The sequence below is a fragment of the Shewanella glacialimarina genome, assembly GCF_020511155.1.
GTDB classification, from domain to species: Bacteria; Pseudomonadota; Gammaproteobacteria; order Enterobacterales; family Shewanellaceae; genus Shewanella; species Shewanella glacialimarina.
Genome location: NZ_CP041216.1, coordinates 3,196,763 through 3,214,317, shown reverse-complemented (window position 1 = coordinate 3,214,317; position 17,555 = coordinate 3,196,763). Strand labels below are relative to the sequence as shown.

14 protein-coding genes and 6 tRNA genes are annotated in these 17,555 nt (G+C 41.5%); 18 read left to right on the top strand and 2 right to left on the bottom strand.

Going from position 1 to position 17,555, the window contains the following annotated elements:
• The first annotated feature begins 4 nt into the window (after positions 1-4).
• From ispD to rpoS, 7 genes are all read left to right on the top strand, one after another.
• Entirely contained in the window at positions 5-706 is a 702-nt protein-coding gene (gene ispD, locus FJ709_RS14080; protein WP_226410654.1) for a 2-C-methyl-D-erythritol 4-phosphate cytidylyltransferase, read from the top strand.
• 13 nt (positions 707-719) lie between these two features.
• Complete coding sequence (ispF, locus tag FJ709_RS14075; protein WP_226410653.1) at positions 720-1,199, top strand: 2-C-methyl-D-erythritol 2,4-cyclodiphosphate synthase; 480 nt, start codon at positions 720-722, stop codon at positions 1,197-1,199.
• A gap of 14 nt (positions 1,200-1,213) precedes the next feature.
• Positions 1,214-2,281 carry a tRNA pseudouridine(13) synthase TruD gene (truD, locus tag FJ709_RS14070; protein WP_226416000.1) on the top strand — a complete coding sequence of 356 codons (1,068 nt, stop codon included), beginning with the start codon at positions 1,214-1,216 and terminating at the stop codon, positions 2,279-2,281.
• A gap of 31 nt (positions 2,282-2,312) precedes the next feature.
• Positions 2,313-3,062: a 5'/3'-nucleotidase SurE gene (gene surE, locus FJ709_RS14065; RefSeq protein WP_226415999.1), complete on the top strand. Its 750-nt coding sequence runs from the start codon at positions 2,313-2,315 to the stop codon at positions 3,060-3,062.
• Positions 3,059-3,694, top strand: coding sequence for a protein-L-isoaspartate(D-aspartate) O-methyltransferase (locus tag FJ709_RS14060; RefSeq protein ID WP_226410652.1), 636 nt, complete (start codon positions 3,059-3,061; stop codon positions 3,692-3,694). The genes surE and FJ709_RS14060 overlap by 4 nt, the downstream gene beginning before the upstream one ends.
• 39 nt (positions 3,695-3,733) lie before the next feature.
• Positions 3,734-4,657, top strand: a complete 924-nt coding sequence (locus tag FJ709_RS14055; protein WP_226410651.1) for a peptidoglycan DD-metalloendopeptidase family protein — start codon at positions 3,734-3,736, stop codon at positions 4,655-4,657.
• A gap of 77 nt (positions 4,658-4,734) precedes the next feature.
• Positions 4,735-5,703 (top strand): RNA polymerase sigma factor RpoS, encoded by a 969-nt coding sequence (gene rpoS, locus FJ709_RS14050; RefSeq protein WP_226410650.1) that lies wholly within the window; start codon positions 4,735-4,737, stop codon positions 5,701-5,703.
• A 62-nt stretch (positions 5,704-5,765) separates the two neighbouring features.
• On the opposite strand, the gene mutS is transcribed toward rpoS, so the two are convergent.
• Positions 5,766-8,348, bottom strand: a complete 2,583-nt coding sequence (gene mutS, locus FJ709_RS14045; protein ID WP_226410649.1) for a DNA mismatch repair protein MutS — start codon at positions 8,346-8,348, stop codon at positions 5,766-5,768.
• Between the two features lie 328 nt (positions 8,349-8,676).
• Here mutS and recA point away from each other — a divergent pair, with 328 nt between their 5' ends.
• Positions 8,677-9,738, top strand: a complete 1,062-nt coding sequence (gene recA, locus FJ709_RS14040) for a recombinase RecA (RefSeq protein ID WP_226410648.1) — start codon at positions 8,677-8,679, stop codon at positions 9,736-9,738.
• 234 nt (positions 9,739-9,972) lie between these two features.
• On the opposite strand, the gene FJ709_RS14035 is transcribed toward recA, so the two are convergent.
• Positions 9,973-10,368, bottom strand: coding sequence for a DUF2391 family protein (locus FJ709_RS14035; protein ID WP_226410647.1), 396 nt, complete (start codon positions 10,366-10,368; stop codon positions 9,973-9,975).
• A 333-nt stretch (positions 10,369-10,701) separates the two neighbouring features.
• On the opposite strand from FJ709_RS14035, the gene alaS reads away from it, so the two are divergent.
• The 10 genes from alaS (at position 10,702) to oadA (ending at position 17,549) form a co-directional block, all read left to right on the top strand.
• Positions 10,702-13,326 (top strand): alanine--tRNA ligase, encoded by a 2,625-nt coding sequence (gene alaS, locus FJ709_RS14030; RefSeq protein ID WP_226410646.1) that lies wholly within the window; start codon positions 10,702-10,704, stop codon positions 13,324-13,326.
• A gap of 402 nt (positions 13,327-13,728) precedes the next feature.
• On the top strand, positions 13,729-13,923 hold the full coding sequence (csrA, locus tag FJ709_RS14025) for a carbon storage regulator CsrA (RefSeq protein ID WP_226410645.1): 195 nt from the start codon (positions 13,729-13,731) through the stop codon (positions 13,921-13,923).
• 278 nt (positions 13,924-14,201) lie between these two features.
• Positions 14,202-14,293: transfer RNA gene (locus FJ709_RS14020), tRNA-Ser, on the top strand.
• A gap of 23 nt (positions 14,294-14,316) precedes the next feature.
• Positions 14,317-14,393, top strand: a tRNA-Arg gene (locus FJ709_RS14015).
• Between the two features lie 23 nt (positions 14,394-14,416).
• A tRNA-Arg gene (locus FJ709_RS14010) sits at positions 14,417-14,493 on the top strand.
• 32 nt (positions 14,494-14,525) lie between these two features.
• Positions 14,526-14,602: transfer RNA gene (locus FJ709_RS14005), tRNA-Arg, on the top strand.
• A gap of 8 nt (positions 14,603-14,610) precedes the next feature.
• Positions 14,611-14,702, top strand: a tRNA-Ser gene (locus tag FJ709_RS14000).
• Between the two features lie 74 nt (positions 14,703-14,776).
• Positions 14,777-14,853 (top strand) — tRNA-Arg (locus FJ709_RS13995).
• A 660-nt stretch (positions 14,854-15,513) separates the two neighbouring features.
• Positions 15,514-15,747 (top strand): OadG family transporter subunit, encoded by a 234-nt coding sequence (locus tag FJ709_RS13990; protein WP_226410644.1) that lies wholly within the window; start codon positions 15,514-15,516, stop codon positions 15,745-15,747.
• A 20-nt stretch (positions 15,748-15,767) separates the two neighbouring features.
• Entirely contained in the window at positions 15,768-17,549 is a 1,782-nt protein-coding gene (oadA, locus tag FJ709_RS13985; RefSeq protein ID WP_226410643.1) for a sodium-extruding oxaloacetate decarboxylase subunit alpha, read from the top strand.
• Positions 17,550-17,555: the final 6 nt, after the last annotated feature.

Below are 17,555 nucleotides of genomic sequence, written 5' to 3'. Positions count from 1 at the left end.
TTTCATGACAACTCCTATTAATCATATCGTTGCTATTGTTCCTGCCGCTGGTGTTGGCAGTCGCATGGGCGCAGATATCCCTAAGCAATATCTAACCTTAGGCGCTCAAACCATTTTGGCGCACACTTTAACGCGCTTATTATCTCATCCTGCAATTAATAAAGTGGTTGTGGCTTTACATCCTCAAGACACTTTTTTTTCCAGTTTACCGCAGGCAATACATCCTAAATTAGTACAGGTTACTGGCGGTGGAGAGCGAGCTGATTCCGTATTGGCGGCCCTTGAAGAAGCTGATTTGGATGCATGGGCATTAGTCCATGATGCTGCAAGGCCGTGTATCACTCACAAAGATATTGATAAGCTAATTAATGCCATAGATGAGTTCCCACAAGGGGCAATTTTAGCCGCTCCAGTAAGAGACACTATGAAGCGTGGAAATGCTGATGGTACTATTCAGCACACTGTGGACAGGGTTCAATTATGGCATGCACTAACGCCGCAGTTGTTTCCCGTGTTAACCCTAAAACAAAATCTTAAACATGCATTACATGCTAAAGCGACAATTACAGATGAAGCTAGTGCCATGGAGTGGGCAGGTATTCAGCCGGGTTTAGTATCGGGTAGAATTGATAATATTAAAATTACTCATCCTGATGATTTACAGCTAGCACAACTTTTTTTAAAGCAGCAATCAATATCAGAATAGACAGGATAACAAAATGAAAATGCGTATTGGTCATGGCTTTGATGTGCATAAATTTGGCGCAGATAAGCCACTTATTCTTGGTGGTGTGATTGTTCCTTATGAGACTGGTCTTATCGCTCACTCAGATGGTGATGTGGTTTTACATGCTGTTAGTGATGCTATTTTAGGGGCGATGGCATTAGGGGATATAGGCAAACATTTTCCCGATACCGATGCCGAGTATGCTGGTGCCGATAGCCGTGTATTGCTTCGTCATTGTTATGAGTTAGCGTTGAAAAAGGGTTACAAAATCGGTAACTTGGACGTCACTGTGATTGCACAGGCTCCGAAAATGGCACCTCATATCGAGGCTATTCGACAGTGTTTAGCACTCGATTTACAAACACCCATCGACGATATTAACGTCAAAGCAACGACCACTGAAAAGCTAGGTTTTACCGGACGTAAAGAAGGCATAGCTGTTGAATCTGTTGTATTAATGATACAGAAATAGGAATAATAAAAGTGATAACTGATCTGTATTATTTATATGGAAAACCAACCAGCACCGCTGATTTACGTACTCATAATAGTGACTTTATCGTGGAGGAAATCCTCCCTTTTTCACCTACTGGTGAGGGTGAGCACCATATGCTGCATATTCGAAAAGATGGCCTCAATACTGGACATGTGGCTGAAGTGCTGGCGAAATTTGCGAAAGTTCATCCCAAAGAAGTGACTTATGCGGGTCAAAAAGACAAAAATGCCCAAACTGAACAGTGGTTTGGTATTCGTATTCCTGGAAAAGAAACACCCGATTGGCAACAGCTTAACAGTGACCAATTGACTATTTTATCCAGTGCGCGTCACGGTAAAAAGTTGCGTATTGGTGCGCTACTGGGTAATCGTTTTACACTTACGCTGCGTAATGTGACTAACATCGATGCCTTGCAACAAAGGTTTAATCAAATTGCAGCCCTTGGAGTGCCTAATTATTTTGGTGAGCAACGCTTTGGCCATAATGGTAAAAATTTAGATCAAGGTAGGAAAATGCTGTCGGGTGCGCGTAAAGTGCATGATAGAACGAAAAAAAGCATGTACTTATCAGCGGTGCGATCATACATATTTAATCAGGTTGCCTCTTACCGTCTTGAGCATCATCTGCTCAAGCCTTTAGCTGGAGATTGCGTCATGTTAGCGGGCAGCAAGAGTTATTTTGTCGCCGAGCAGTGGGATGAATTACTACTGAAACGTTTAGAGGAAGAGGATATTGGTTTTTCAGTTCCATTATGGGGGCGAGGGCAGCCGCTTGCTTTAACTGAAGCCGCCGCTATGGAAGCTTTAGCTATAGAAGCTTTCGCGGATGATTTACACGGACTTGAAAACGCTGGCCTGAGCCAAGAGCGGCGCTTGTTATTATTAAGGCCGCAGGCAATGAAATTGCGGGTTGATGGTGATGTTTGCACTATTGAGTTTATGTTACCTGCCGGAAGCTATGCGACTTCGGTATTACGTGAGTTAGTCGACTACCAAGATATCAAAGATGAACAGTGGAAAACCATGGTTGCAGAACAGCAAGCTCAAGCCATCTCATAAGCTTAATGACTAAATGGATGAATCAACTCAAATGATCAATATTCTTGTCAGTAACGACGATGGTGTTAATGCACCTGGAATAATTGCATTAAGTGATGCGCTTAAGGCGTTCGCAAAGGTGTTAACTGTGGCACCCGACAGAAATTGTTCCGGTGCAAGCAACTCGTTAACTTTAACTAATCCATTAAGGATAAATACCTTAAACAATGGATATGTTTCAGTTAATGGTACACCAACAGATTGCGTCCATTTAGCAATAAGGCAATTATGCAAAGTTGATCCTGATATTGTGGTATCGGGGATTAATGCGGGGGCTAATATGGGCGATGACACCTTATATTCAGGCACCGTTGCTGCAGCGATGGAAGGGCGTTTTTTAGGACTACCAGCAATTGCTATTTCATTAGTAGGTAAAAAATTGCAGCATTATCAAAGTGCTGCAGATTATGCTGCAAGAATAGTTAAAAACTTACTTGCACATCCTATTGAATCCAATCAAATCTTAAATGTAAATGTACCTGATTTACCGCTTGAGCAAATTAAGGGCATTAAAGTCACTCGCCTTGGCGCCCGCCATAAAGCAGAAGGTATGGTTAAAACTCAAGACCCTGCAGGCAAAGATATATATTGGCTTGGCCCAGTAGGTGCTGAGCAAGATTCTGGTGAGGGAACCGATTTTGGTGCAATTGCCGATGGATACGTTTCGATCACGCCATTGACTGTTGATTTAACCGCTTATAATCAATTAACAAAGTTAGCTGACTGGGTAACGAAAATATGACAGGAGTTTCATCTGCGCGAGCAATAAATTTAGCTAAAAAACTGGCTGAGTCGGGGATTAAATCACCAGAGATACTCGATGCTGTAGCCAATACACCACGAGAGTTGTTTCTTGATAACGCACTTGCGCATAAAGCTTATGAGAATACCGCTCTGCCTATCGGGCAAGGTCAAACAATATCGCAGCCTTATATCGTCGCAAGAATGACCGAGCTATTAATGCAGACCAGGCCACAGCGAGTGTTAGAGATTGGTACAGGCTCAGGTTATCAAGCCGCGGTGTTAGCGCAGTTAGTGCCAGAGCTTTGTACTATAGAACGTATTAAGTCTTTACAAATTCAAGCAAGGCAAAGATTAAAAAAGTTAGATCTTCATAATGTGTCTTTTAAGTATGGCGATGGTTGGAAAGGGTGGAGTAATCGTGGTCCATTTAACGGCATTATGGTCACCGCCGCCGCCGCGAGTGTGCCGCAAGCGTTATTAGAGCAACTTGCAGAAGGAGGGGTATTAATTATTCCTGTTGGTGACGATATCCAACAATTGCTGAAAATAACCCGCTTTGGGGATGAATTTAAATCTCAAGTGATTGAAGCGGTCAAATTTGTGCCATTAGTTAATGGCGATCTAGCATAAGTTTATCTTTGTGCTATTCAGCTTAAAGGATTGTATTTGATGTGTTCGCTTTTGCTTCGACTTTTCATATTTTCGATAATTTTATCTGGTTGTAGCTTTCAGGCTAATCAGCCTGCACCAGTTGAAAATATTTCATCTAATACTTATAACCCCAAATTTGATCGTGGCTCATTGACGAATTCTGCTTATATCGTCAAAAAAGGTGACACTCTTTATTCTATATCCTGGGGCGCAGGACGTAACTTTACCGAAGTCGCAAGACTGAATAATCTTAAGATGCCTTATACTATTTACCCCGGCCAGAAGATTGAATTAACGAATTTGTCAGTAAATAGTACGCCAAAAAGTAATAACTATAATACTTCAGTTGTAACATCTCAGGCTGTAACATTACCTTACTCAGGTGCTAATTTGAGTAAAGATTCTAAAGTTAATCAACAGCAAACCCGCATAGAACCTAGTCAAACTGTAAATGTAACAACAGTGAAAAAAGATCTTGATCACAAAGCTAAGCCTGCGTATTCTGTAACAACTACCCAACATAAAATTAACCAAACAGACAGTCCACTGATAGCTGATTTACCCGATAAAGTGCAGAGGTGGTATTGGCCCGTAAAAGGAAAAATAGTAGGTTATTTTTCTTCTAGCGAGCAAGGCAATCAAGGAATAAAGATTGCGGGAAACCGTGGCGATATTATACAGGCTGCGGCAGATGGGAGAGTCGTTTACGCAGGAGATGCGTTACGTGGATACGGAAACTTAGTGATTATCAAGCATAACGAAGAATACTTAAGTGCCTATGCACACGCCGACAGGATTCTGGTTAAAGAAAAGCAATATGTTAGCGCAGGCCAAACAGTTGCAAAAATGGGAAGTACCGGGGCAAACCAAGTGATGCTGCATTTTGAAATTCGCCATCATGGTAAGTCAGTAAACCCATTACGATATCTACCTAAGCAATAATTGTTTAGTCACATAAATAACGGAGGATGATCAAGTGTAGATTTTAAACATCACAATTAAGGTTTGGGAGAGCAATTATGAGCCAGAAAAAAAGTACTGCCATAGCAGAACAATCTGTTGATCAAGCTAAAGAACCACAAGACGTTGCAACTACAGATACGTTAGTCCAACAATTAGACATTGAAGAAAAAGTCCAGGATGACTTACACAAAAATTTAGATGCCACTCAATTATATTTAGGTGAAATTGGTTTCTCGGCACTGCTTACAGCAGAGGAAGAAGTATTCTTTTCACGTAAAGCCCTCAAAGGTTGCGCAAAATCTCGTAACCGAATGATCGAAAGTAACCTTCGTCTCGTCGTTAAAATCGCCCGAAGATATAATAATCGCGGTTTAGCCTTACTTGACCTGATTGAAGAAGGTAACCTAGGACTGATCCGAGCGGTCGAAAAATTTGATCCTGAACGTGGTTTCCGTTTTTCAACTTATGCGACTTGGTGGATCCGTCAGACCATCGAGCGCGCCATCATGAATCAAACGCGCACTATTCGCTTGCCTATCCATGTTGTAAAAGAACTAAATGTCTATTTGAGAACCGCTAGACAACTTGCGCAAAAATTAGATCATGAGCCAACCGCTGAAGAAATTGCTGAAAAATTAGATGTCTCTACCGGTGATGTAAGCAGAATGCTTAAGCTCAATGAGCGTATCACCTCAGTTGATATGCCCATTGGTGGTGATAATGATAGTGCCCTACTAGATGTGATTGCCGATGATGACTCTGTAGGACCTGATCACCGCGTTCAAGATGAAGATTTATCCAATTCAATAGTTGGGTGGTTAAACGAATTAAATACTAAACAACGTGAAGTGCTTGCCCGCCGATTTGGTTTATTGGGCTACGAGCCATCAACGCTTGAAAATGTCGGTGCCGAAATTGGCTTAACACGAGAAAGAGTGCGCCAAATTCAAGTCGAAGCGTTAAAACGTCTGAAAGATATATTAGGTCAACAGGGCCTGTCAGTTGAAGCTCTTTTTCAAGATTAATTATTTGCAGAGAGTTAAGACACATCAAAACGCCATATGATATTTCATATGGCGTTTTAGTTTTATATAGACTTAGCTAATTGTTTCAATTGATATAAATATTCTAGCGCTTGTTTAGGGGTTAACTCGTCTGGATTTATAAATGCCAATTTTTCAGCCAGAGGGGAGTAATCAATTAGTGGCATAGTTAAGCTCATTTGTGTCGATGTATTAAGGTTTATATCCGTTTTATCATCGCGACTTTCTAATTGATGTAGCTTATGTTTAGCTGCACTGATCACCTGTTGAGGAATACCAGCTAAAGCTGCAACCTGCAGACCATAACTTTTACTCGCTGCACCATCTTGCACAGCATGCATAAAAGCAATAGTGTCTTGATGCTCAATGGCATCTAAATGGACATTTACGACACCATCGATTAATTCTGGCAATTGTGTTAACTCAAAATAATGAGTCGCAAATAAGGTAAGTGCCCCTACTTTTTGGGCAAGATATTCTGCTGCTGACCACGCTAAAGATAAACCATCATAAGTCGATGTCCCCCGACCAATTTCATCCATTAACACTAAACTTTGCTTGCTGGCATTATGAAGAATATTAGCCGTTTCGGTCATTTCAACCATAAAGGTTGAACGCCCTGATGCAAGGTCATCAGAAGCGCCAATACGGGTGAAAATACGATCCACATGACCAACTTTTGCACTTTGTGCAGGCACAAAACAGCCTATATGAGCCATCAAGGTGATTAACGCGACTTGACGCATATAGGTTGATTTACCGCCCATGTTAGGTCCGGTCACAATTAGCATTTTTCTCGTAGGAGATAAACTCACCGGATTTGCAATAAAGGGTTTTTGACTGACCTTTTCGACCACAGGGTGACGTCCAGCTTCGATAGTAATACCAATATCATGTGTCATTATTGGGCAATGGTAAGATAAGGTTTCTGCACGTTCTGCAAAGTTACTAATCACATCAAGTTCTGCAGCAGCATTGGCAAATTGTTGTAGCTCATGAAGTTTAGGTAGCAGTAAGTCAAACAGCTCTTCCCAAAGACGTTTTTCTAATGCGAGCGCTTTACCTTGGCTTGAAAGTACTTTTTCTTCGTGTTCTTTAAGCTCAGGGGTGATGTAACGTTCAGTTCCTTTTAATGTTTGCCTGCGTTGATAATGAATAGGGACACGATCTGATTGCAGTCGACTCACTTCAATGTAGTAGCCATGGACGCGGTTATAACCCACTTTTAAGGTATTGATGCCAGTCTGTTGTTTCTCGCGTGCTTCCATTTCAGCCAGGTAATCAGTGGCTCCTTCACTTAATCTACGCCATTCGTCTAACTCGCTGTTATAACCATCTTTGATCACGCCGCCATCCCGGATTAATACCGGTGGGTTATCAATAATTGCCCGTGTCAGTAAATCATATTCATTTGGAAACTCACCTAATAGGGTGGCCAAATTAGTTATTTGTGGTTGTTGGCAGATTTGCAGCGTGTGTTTAATTTCTGGCAATAAGCCTAATGCTTGTTTAAGTCGAGCAAAGTCACGTGGGCGGGCACTTCTTAATGCCAAACGTGCCATTATTCGTTCTATATCGCCAAGCGATTTCAGTTGTTCATGTAAAACAGGGTACAAATCCTGTTCGATTAATTCTTGCACCGCATTATGGCGTTGGGTTATCTGTTTACGATCACGCAGTGGTTGGTGGATCCAACGTTGTAGCATACGACTCCCCATGGGGGTTGCCGTATTATCTAATACCCATGAAAGCGTGTTTTCACGTCCTCCTGAAAGATTTTGGGTCAACTCAAGGTTTCGCCTGGTGGCAGCATCTAAAATAATCGAGTCAGCTTGATTAAAACGCACAATAGAGTTGATATGCGGCAGCGCTGTTTTTTGAGTATCTTTTACATATTGCATTAAACAGCCCGCAGCCTGTAATGCTAACCGAGCATCATTGATGCCAAAGCCATGTAAGTCTTTAGTACCAAATTGATTTAATAATAAATTGACACAGGTGTCGTAATCAAACTCCCATTCAGGTCTACGGCGAATACCTTTTAAATGGTTGATTAGTATCATGTCAGTGAAGTCTTCACTGTAGAGTAATTCTGCGGGGCGAGTGCGCTGGATCTCTGCTTCTAAGGCTTCTCTTGAGTCTAATTCTGAAATAACAAAACGACCAGAAGAGATATCTAATGTGGCAAAGCCATAACCGACCTTACCCTGATACAGCGCGGCTAATAAATTATCCTGGCGCTCTTGTAATAAGGCTTCATCTGTCAATGTTCCCGGGGTGACGATACGGACAACTTGACGGTCAACTGGGCCTTTTGAAGTCGCGGGATCGCCAATTTGCTCACAAATAGCGACCGATTGACCTATTTGAACTAGTTTAGCCAAATAACCTTCTACCGCATGGTAAGGCAGGCCAGCCATTGGGATCGGGTCACCACCGCTTTTACCCCGTGCAGTTAATGAAATACCAAGCATTTCAGAGGCTTTTTTAGCATCATCATAAAATAGTTCATAGAAATCCCCCATTCTATAGAACAACAGCATGTCAGGATGAGCGGCTTTCATTGTCAAATATTGACGCATCATCGGAGTATGTTTTTCTAAATCTAAGCTAACAATTTCAGTCATGGGCTGTGTAATACTCTTTTTGTTCATCTGTGGTAATTCATTAAGCATTCGGGGAATTAGCATGGGATTTTTATAGCGGCTAATCTTAACAAAATTTGCCCCTGTTGGAGAAATACAAATTCATTATATTGACGTGAAATTACTAAATTTATGATTTTATTAATAAATAAAAAAAAGTAACCTCAGGGCTTGATACTGTATGACTATACAGTATACTGAACAACATATTGAGATGAGTGACGATATTAACGACACTTACAAACTAAATTATACACAGCAATTTTACCATTAATTGTGAACAAAGTTATTGCCTGGAAGGGGTTTGAAAATGAAGGTTGATCCAAATAAAGAGAAAGCACTTGCCGCAGTGTTAAGCCAAATTGAAAAGCAATTCGGTAAAGGCTCTATCATGAAGTTGGGCGAAGACCGCACCATGGATGTAGAAACTATTTCTACCGGCTCACTTTCATTGGACATCGCGTTGGGCGCAGGTGGACTACCAATGGGGCGTATTGTTGAAATTTACGGCCCAGAATCATCAGGTAAAACAACACTGACCCTAGAAGTTATTGCCGCAGCACAACGTGAAGGTAAAACATGTGCCTTTATTGATGCTGAGCATGCACTTGATCCTATTTATGCAAAAAAACTAGGCGTAGATATTGATAACTTATTATGTTCACAGCCAGATACAGGTGAACAAGCATTAGAAATATGTGATGCTTTAACTCGCTCAGGTGCGGTAGATGTTATTGTTGTCGATTCTGTTGCTGCGTTAACACCAAAAGCTGAAATTGAAGGTGAAATTGGTGATTCGCATATGGGCTTAGCGGCTCGTATGATGAGCCAAGCTATGCGTAAGCTGGCTGGTAACCTTAAGCAGTCAAATACTTTACTTATTTTTATTAACCAAATTCGTATGAAAATTGGAGTAATGTTTGGTAGCCCTGAAACGACAACCGGTGGTAATGCACTTAAGTTTTATGCTTCAGTTCGTTTAGATATTCGCCGCACTGGCGCGATTAAAGATGGCGATGAAGTCGTCGGTAACGAAACCCGTGTTAAAGTTGTTAAAAACAAAATTGCCGCACCATTTAAGCAAGCTGAATTCCAAATTCTTTACGGTCAAGGTATTAACCGTACTGGTGAACTAGTGGACTTAGGTGTTGCACATAAGCTAGTTGACAAAGCTGGTGCTTGGTACAGCTATAAAGGCGAAAAAATTGGTCAAGGCCGTGCTAATGCCGGTAAATTCTTAACCGAAAATCCAGCTATTGCACAAGAGATTGATAAGACATTACGTGAGATGTTGCTTGGTTCTGGAACAGGTACCGCACCAGCATCATCTACAGATGAAAATATTGATTTAGAAACTGGTGAAGTTTTTTAAGCTAGCTTTGTTTTAGCTGCTAATTAATTTATTTAAGTCGTGGTGCGTATTTTACGTATCGCGACTTTTTTATGCTTCAGTTAAAAACACTCTGTTGTTATCCTTGCTATACCGACTAGTTCCACCTGTTATCAACTCAATTAATTGAATATATTAAATTTTAGTAGCTTAAAATGTTAACCGCAGAACAATAACAAACCAAATAACATTGTCTCCAGTTCATCCTATACAAGATTATTCTTTATCAAAACTGTCCACTACAATCGCGCCCATCGATGCAGGCATAGTAATAACTATTATCCGTTTTAGCGATGTTAATGGATCTACCCAAAAGGGTAATTTGTCTAAACAAAATAGCACTAATGCAACCACTAATGCTGTCATTAGGTAAGCGATGACAATACGGAAAATAAACACTAATTTTCTTGAGCTAATATTATTTTGAAATACACTTTGATAGGTATATAGCCCTAAAAAAATAACCGATAATAAAAAAAGCATTAATAAATTGAAAAAAGGGAGTGTTTCACCTAATCGCCACGCTTCCTCTGAAAACGAAATCGGTACCGCAAGCGCAAATGCGCCGACAAAAATTTGGCTAGCATCTTCGCCATTAAAGCTAAACTTCATTACTTTTCCTTTTAAAAACATTCTGGTTTGCATAACAAACCCTAAGTTAAAGCCTAGATGTAATACTAGCTGCAATATATGAAGGACTGTTTAACTACAAATTACCTTAAAGCGAGTGTTTACGCACCTATATTCAGATTTATAGCTAATTGAGAAGATTGTTAATCTTATGCCACAGCACTCATATTTTGCGATAAGCTAATCGAATATTGTTCAGATGATAATCGCCTTACTCATCTCGCATTTTTGCGTAAATTCAGTATATAATGCCCTCATTTACTGGCTTGTATAGCAAGCTAGACACTTTTGTATTCTCTATATCAGGACGCATCCATGTTTCAGACCACTGCAGAGTTAAGAAGTGCTTTTTTAAAGTACTTTGAAGATAACGGACATCAAGTTTTAGACAGTAGTTCGCTGGTTCCAACTAACGACCCAACACTGCTATTTACCAATGCCGGCATGAACCAATTTAAAGATGTGTTCTTGGGGATGGATAAACGCAGCTACACTCGTGCGACGACATCACAGCGCTGTGTTCGAGCAGGTGGTAAGCATAATGATTTAGATAACGTGGGTTATACCGCCCGTCACCACACTTTTTTTGAAATGCTAGGTAATTTTAGTTTTGGTGATTACTTCAAAGAAGAAGCGATCCGTTTTGCTTGGACCTTTTTAACTGAAACATTGAAATTACCAAAAGATCGTTTATGCGTGACCATTTATGAAACCGATGATGAAGCGTTTGAGCTGTGGAATAACAAAATTGGCGTAGCTGCTGAGAATATTATCCGAATCGGCGATAATAAAGGTGGGGCTTATGCGTCAGATAACTTCTGGCAAATGGGTGACACCGGTCCTTGTGGTCCATGTTCTGAAATTTTCTATGACCATGGCGATCATATTTGGGGCGGACGTCCTGGCTCACCTGAAGAAGATGGTGATCGTTTTATCGAGATTTGGAACATCGTATTCATGCAATATAACCGTCAAGCAGATGGTGAGATGTTACCTTTGCCTAAGCCGTCTGTTGATACCGGCATGGGAATTGAACGTATTGCAGCTATCATGCAGGGCGTACATTCAAATTATGAAATTGATATCTTTAAGCAACTTATTGCTAAAACAGCTGAAATAATTAACGTTACTGATTTAGAAAATAAATCATTACGCGTAATAGCTGATCATATTCGTTCTTGCTCTTTCCTGATTGCGGACGGTGTTTTACCTTCTAATGAAGGCCGTGGTTATGTACTGCGTCGTATTATTCGCCGCGCAGTACGTCATGGTAATAAGCTTGGTGCTACGGATGCGTTTTTCTATAAGCTTGTACCTACCTTAATTAACGTTATGGGTGATGCAGCTAAAGGCTTAGCTGCAATGCAAGCAATTGTTGAAAAAGCCCTAAAAGCTGAAGAAGAGCAATTTGCCCGCACGTTAGAGCGTGGTTTAGGGCTGCTTGATAACGCGCTTAATAGCTTATCAGGCAAAATGCTTGATGGAGACACCGCATTTAAACTTTACGATACCTACGGCTTCCCTGTGGATTTGACCGCAGACGTATGCCGCGAACGTGATATTACTGTTGATGAAGTTGGTTTTGAAGCGGCAATGGCTGAGCAACGTAGCCGTGCGCAAGCTGCTGGTAACTTTGGTACTGATTACAACAAGCAATTGATTATTGATAAGCAAACCGCATTTTGTGGTTATCAAGGCTTAACCGGTGATGCGACCGTAGTTGCTTTGTACGTTGATGGCAACGAAGTGGGCGAAGTGACAGTTGGTCAGGAAGCTGTGCTGGTACTCGATAACACACCTTTCTACGCAGAATCTGGCGGACAAGTTGGTGACCAAGGTCTGCTAAACGCACAAGGCGTTAGCTTTGAGGTGCATGATACACAGAAATTTGGCCAGGCAACGGGTCACCAGGGAAAACTGACTCAGGGCACAATTAAAGTTGGTGCTAATTTAACGGCTTTAGTCGATAACAACTTGCGCAAGAGCACTGAACTTAACCATTCAGTGACTCACTTACTTCATGCTGCACTTCGTCAAGTATTAGGCAGTCATGTGACCCAAAAAGGCTCCTTAGTCAATCCTGAGCGTCTACGTTTTGACTTCTCACATTTTGAAGGTGTCAAGCCGGCTGAAATTAAAGAGATTGAGGAGTTAGTTAATACTCAAATTCGTCTGAATCATCAATTAAATACCCAAGAAATGGGTATCGATGAAGCCAAAGAAAAAGGCGCAATGGCGTTATTTGGCGAGAAGTATGATGCACAGGTACGTGTTGTTACCATGGATGACTTCTCTATTGAGTTATGTGGCGGTACGCACGTTAGTCGCACGGGTGACATTGGCTTATTTAAATTAACCTCCGAGAGCGGTATTGCTGCAGGTGTGCGTCGTATTGAAGCTGTTACTGGCGCTGCGGCAATGGCCTATGTGGCAGATCAACAAGCCCAGTTAGAAGAAGCCGCTGCGTTACTTAAATCAGACAGTGCTTCTGTTATCACTAAATTAAAAGCGCAGCTAGATAAAGTGAAACAGCTTGAGAAAGACTTATCGCAAATGAAAGATAAGCTTGCCGCTGCAGCAAGTGCTGATTTAGCAGGTGATGCTATTGAGATAAATGGTATTAAAGTCCTAGTGAAAAAGCTTGAAGGTGTTGATGCTGGATCACTACGTGGTTTGCAAGATGAGCTTAAGCAAAAGTTAAAGTCTGCCATTATCGTATTAGGTGTTGCCACTGAAGGTAAAGTTAATTTGATTGCCGGTGTCAGTAATGATTTAACCAAGCAAGTTAAAGCCGGTGAGTTGGTGGCTATGATTGCTCAGCAAGTCGGCGGTAAAGGCGGTGGACGCCCAGATATGGCACAAGCGGGCGGTACTCAGCCTGAGAACTTAGATGCCGCATTAGCTTTAGTGTTACCTTGGTTGACTGAACGCTTAGGCTAAACAATAGCCGTGAACGAAAAATAATACTTAAATCAAGTCTTAAAGCAGGGTTATTACACTTTAAGGCTTGAGTGTCATTGACACTTTTGGCATAGTTAACACAGTTTTGCTGCTGGTCACTATCACAGCGCGGTTAACTTAACACTTAAGTTGGTTCGAAAATGGTTTAATATGTCGTGCATAACGGGTTTGTTAACTATTTATCGTAATTGTCATTTTGTATGATCTAATGTCGATGCACTTTTATGTTGGTATTAGCTCATTTGTTAATTTTTGAATTATATATGCTTAATAGTCAAACTTTGTATTTGAAGTTACTATGACTTTTACTGAGCAAACCCTATAATAACGCATATTACGGACAAAGCGTGTTATGCAGTGTGAACTAAAGGAGTAACCAATATGCTAATTTTGACTCGTCGTGTAGGCGAAACATTGATGATTGGTGATGAAGTCACTGTCACAGTATTAGGTGTCAAGGGTAACCAAGTACGTATTGGTGTCAATGCGCCCAAAGAAGTATCTGTTCACCGTGAAGAAATTTACCAACGGATCCAATCTGAAAAGTCAGACTCATCTGATAGTGGTAATTTCTAAGCAGTTTTTGTTAGATATTGAAACGACTAAGTCAGCATTTGCTGACTTTTTTGTTTTTAAACGCGGTAAAGTTTTGTTTAGCTTGACTGCAAATATTGTAATAGGTGAGAAAGTATTTTATTTAGCTAATATTATTTATTCACTTAATAAGTAGAGCATTTGGAGTCTTATTTGCTGTTAAACCCCTCAATGTGCTTAAAAACAGTTCAAATGGTTAGTGGTTTGGAAAAAGGGTTTGACTTATTTTCGGCAAACAGTAATATGTGCGCCAAGAAAACGGAGAGGTGGCCGAGTGGCCGAAGGCGCTCCCCTGCTAAGGGAGTATGGGCTTTAACTCCCATCGAGGGTTCGAATCCCTCCTTCTCCGCCATTTCTTACAATAGTTAAATCGATGCGGATGTAGCTCAGCTGGATAGAGTACCTGGCTACGAACCAGGCGGTCGAAGGTTCGACTCCTTCCATCCGCACCATTTCTATTGTTGTGATTTTGAATGCGGATGTAGCTCAGCTGGATAGAGTACCTGGCTACGAACCAGGCGGTCGAAGGTTCGACTCCTTCCATCCGCACCATTCAAAATAGAAAGACTGTATAAAACAAATTTGCGCGTGTAGCTCAGCTGGATAGAGTACCTGGCTACGAACCAGGCGGTCGGAGGTTCGACTCCTCCCACGCGCACCATATTTGACGGAGAGGTGGCCGAGTGGCCGAAGGCGCTCCCCTGCTAAGGGAGTATGGGCTTTAACTCCCATCGAGGGTTCGAATCCCTCCTTCTCCGCCATTCATTCATTGATGTTATAGTGCACTGCACTTTAATCTGATGTAATGATGGCATTAAGTGCTAAGTAAGATTTTGCGCGTGTAGCTCAGCTGGATAGAGTACCTGGCTACGAACCAGGCGGTCGGAGGTTCGACTCCTCCCACGCGCACCACATTTAAAAACCTGCTATTAATTAGCAGGTTTTTTTTTTGCCTTCGATTTCTAATCATTTCATTTACCTGCGTTTAATCATCCATATTCATCTTCGATAGACATTTTGGTGATCTTTCAATCTACTTATCATCTTTAATGACTATAAATAACCAATCCCATCACAGAGTTGTGATTTTATTTTTATGTTTAGTAAATTTTTATTCAATGCTCAAGATTGGAACAATAAGTGGCGGTAAATCGTTGGTGGTTGTCTGTTCAGTTTGGCCAACAATGATGTAACACTCTTGTATGTCAGATGGGAAGTGAGGTTTATTATGTAATCCTTAGTTAATGGCTGCTTTTGTTATGTAATTCTTATTTGTTTCTATTTTTGGTAATTATTTATGGTAAGACCATTTTACAGTTGGATAGTGGTTTTGTTATAATTTGTGTATATTTTGTAACATCAAAAGCCGTTAAAATGGATATGAATTCAGTTTCTGTTAAAGTTGGCTTGATTAGCTGGTCAAGTATTAATTGAATATTTATTCTGAAAATGGTTTTGAATAAATGAATGCGAAATAACGAGGCCGCGAGTCATCATGCCTTAATACGCATGTCAAAGCTTGGCATGTTACCCAATGGAACATATTTGTCGTATTTATTACAGTGAGGGACTATGGCATCGATCAGCCAACAATTAGTTGATGCGCTTGGCATTATGGTGATGGGAATGGGCTTAGTGTTCATTTTCTTGAGTATTTTAATTGTCGGCATTGGAATAGTGGCTAAATACAGTCCAGTTCCTATTGAGCCAACACCAGAGCCAAAGATCAACACAGGATCAACGACAGGATTAAATCCTAAGTTAGTCGCCGCTATTACTTCTGCGATTCATCAATATCGCGCGTAAGATTTATTTTGGGAGCTTTTATGAGCAAGCCGTTATTACTCACCGATGTCGTCCTGCGTGACGCCCACCAATCTCTACTTGCAACACGCTTACGTATTGATGACATGTTACCCATTGCTTCCTTGCTGGATAAAGTGGGTTATTGGTCATTAGAATCATGGGGTGGCGCTACTTTCGATTCATGTATTCGCTATTTAGGCGAAGACCCGTGGGATCGCATTCGTGAACTCAAAAAAGCCATGCCAAACACGCCACAGCAAATGTTGTTACGAGGACAAAATTTATTAGGTTATCGCCATTATGCTGATGACGTCGTCACTCGTTTTGTAGAGCGTGCACACACCAATGGTGTTGATGTGTTCCGTATTTTTGATGCCATGAACGATGTGCGTAACTTAGAAACCGCCGTTAAAGCGGTTAAAAATGTTGGTGGTCACGCGCAGGGGACGATTTCATTCACCACTAGCCCAGTACATACCCTTGATACTTGGGTTGATATGGCTAAGCGCTTAGAAGACATGGGCGCGGATTCATTATGTATTAAAGATATGGCTGGCTTACTTAAGCCGATGCAAGCTTATGATTTAATTAGCCGCTTAAAGTCGCAAACTGACTTAATGGTATCGATGCATTGTCATGCGACAACAGGTCTTAGCACAGCGACATACCAAAAGGCCATCGAGGCGGGTGTTGATGTGCTTGATACTGCAATCTCTTCAATGAGCCAAACCTACGGCCACAGCGCAACCGAAACGTTAGTGGCCATGGTAGAAGATACCGATAGGGCCACTGGCTACGATATGGTGCTCTTAGAAGAGATAGCCGCTTATTTCCGTGAAGTACGTAAAAAGTACGTCCGTTTTGAGGGCGCACTTAAGGGAATTGATTCACGTATTTTACGCGCCCAAGTGCCAGGTGGCATGTTAACCAACATGGAAAATCAGCTAAAAGAGCAAGGTGCTGCAGACAAGATGGATGCCGTGTTAGCTGAGATCCCACGGGTACGCGCAGACTTAGGTTTCTTACCTTTAGTGACACCAACGTCACAAATTGTTGGCTCTCAATCGGTTATCAATGTGTTGATGGGTGAACGATACAAATCGATGACTAAAGAAACCGAAGGTGTGTTTAAAGGCGAATATGGCGCGACACCCGCTCCGGTTAATGCTGAGCTACAAGCTCGTGTGTTAAATGGAGCAAAAGCTATTACTTGTCGTCCAGCTGATTTAATCGCCCCTGAACTTGATAAGCTCCGAACAGAGCTAGCCATTAAAGCCCAAGAAGAAGGTTTTACTTTGGCCGCTGAGTCTGACGACGATGTAATGACCTATGCTTTATTTAATCAAATTGGTCTTAAGTTTCTACAAAATCGGGGTAACCCTGATGCCTTTGAACCTGTGCCCTCAGCAGATGATTTAGTGGTTAAAGCGGATAACGAAAAAGGCCCTGAAACCTATACCGTTAATGTAGAAGGTCAAAGTTTTGTTGTTCAGGTAAGCCAGGGTGGTGAGATCAGTCAAATAGTGCCTGTGGCTACTTCTAATGCTGCTACCCCTACTCAAGTCGTCTCAGCGCCTACTGGTGCAGTTAAATACAGTATGACAGCGCCATTGTCGGGTAATATATTTAAAGTGCTTGTGGCTAACGGTCAAGCGATTAAAGCCGGTGAAGTGGTTATCATTCTTGAAGCTATGAAAATGGAAACTGAAGTGCGTGCGAACGAAGACGGTGTGGTCACTAATCTTGCGGTTAAGCAAGGCGACAGTGTCACGGTTGGCTCAGCATTATTAGATTTGGCGTAAGAGGAC